Annotated in this window: 1 pseudogene; it reads left to right on the top strand. The window is 67.7% G+C overall.

Going from position 1 to position 1,672, the window contains the following annotated elements:
- Positions 1-55 precede the first annotated feature (55 nt).
- A pseudogene (locus Manayef4_RS02915) lies at positions 56-1,672 on the top strand (condensation domain-containing protein); the annotation flags it as partial.

Here is a 1,672-nt window from a genome sequence, read left to right as displayed (position 1 = left end):
GGGGTTGACCGGTGAGCGGTTTGTGGCGTGTCCGTTTTCCGGGTCTGGGGAGCGGATGTACCGGTCGGGGGATCTGGTTCGGTGGACTGCTGCTGGTGAGTTGGTGTTYGTGGGGCGGGCGGACACGCAGCTTAAGATTCGTGGGTTTCGGGTTGAGGTGGGTGAGGTTGAGGYGGTTTTGGCGGTGTTTCCGGGGGTGACTCGGGTGGTGGTGGTGGCTCGGGAGGATCGGCCGGGTCACAGGTATCTGGTGGGTTATGTGGTGCCGGGGGATGTTGATGGTCGTGCGGTGCGGGAGTTCGCGGCGGAGCGGTTGCCGGAGTATCTGGTTCCGGCGGGGGTTGTTGCGTTGCCGGCGTTGCCGGTGACGCCTAATGGCAAGCTTGATCGTGGGGCGTTGCCGGCGCCGGATTTCGGTGGGTTGGTGACTGGGGGGGCGCCGCGTACCGCGGTCGAGGAGGTGTTGTGTTCGTTGTTTGCGGAGGTGTTGCGGCTTGATCGGGTGGGGGTCGACGACGGGTTCTTCGAGCTGGGTGGCGATTCCCTGCTCGCGATGCGGCTGATCGCSCGSRTSCRGGMSRYGCTGGACGTCGAGGTGAACATCCGCAAGCTGTTCGYCRCGCCGACGCCGGCGGGCGTCGCCCGGCTGCTCGACGGCGGCGGACGGCCCCGGGCGGCGCTGGTCCGGGCGGTCCGCCCGGCGGTGGTTCCGCTGTCGTACGGCCAGACCCGGATGTGGTTCCTCAACCGGCTTGAGGGCGGCGCGGCGGTCTACAACATTCCGCTGGTCCTGCGGCTGCGCGGCGACCTCGACGTGGCGGCCCTGCGGGCGGCGCTGGGCGACGTCGCGTTGCGACACGAGAGCCTGCGGACGGTGTTTCCCGATACCGGCGGCGTTCCCCGGCAGGAGGTGCGGGAGGGCTCTCCCGTGTTGTCGGTGGTGGAGGTGGCGGCGGAGGATGTGCCGTTGTTGCTGCGGGCGGAGGTGGGGCGGGGTTTTGATGTGGGGCGGGAGTTGCCGTGGCGGGTGTCGTTGTTCGTGGTGTCCGCGCGGGAGCATGTTCTGGTGGTGGTGGTGCATCATATTGCGGCGGATGGCTGGTCGATGGGGGTGTTGGGGCGTGATTTGTCGGCGGCGTATGCGGCGCGGTTGTCGGGGCGGGCGCCGTCGTGGGTGGGGTTGCCGGTGCAGTATGCGGATTATGCGTTGTGGCAGCGTGCGGTGTTGGGGAGTGAGTCTGATCCGGGTAGTTTGTTGAGTGCGCAGTTGGGGTATTGGYGTTCTGCTTTGGCGGGTCTTCCGGTGGAGTTGGTGTTGCCGGTGGATCGGCCGCGTCCGGCGGTGGCGAGTTATCGGGGTGGGGCGGTGCCGGTGCGGGTGGGTGCGGGGGTGCATGGGCGGTTGGTGGAGGTGGCGCGGGCGGGGCAGGCGACGTTGTTCATGGTGGTGCAGGCGGCGGTGGCGGTGTTGCTGTCGCGGTTGGGTGCGGGGGTTGATATTCCGGTGGGGACGGCGGTGGCGGGTCGGGGTGCGGCGGCGTTGGATGATCTGGTCGGGTTTTTTGTCAATACGTTGGTGTTGCGGGTCGGTCTTGGTGGTGATCCGTCGTTTGCTGAGGTGGTGGGTCGGGTGCGTGAGGTGGATCTGGCTGCCTATGCGCATCAGGATGTG

Source organism: Frankia sp. CgMI4 (assembly GCF_001756285.1).
GTDB lineage: Bacteria > Actinomycetota > Actinomycetes > Frankiales > Frankiaceae > Frankia > Frankia casuarinae.
Note: the sequence above shows the minus strand (reverse complement) of the source record. Positions and strands in the feature narration are given on the sequence as shown.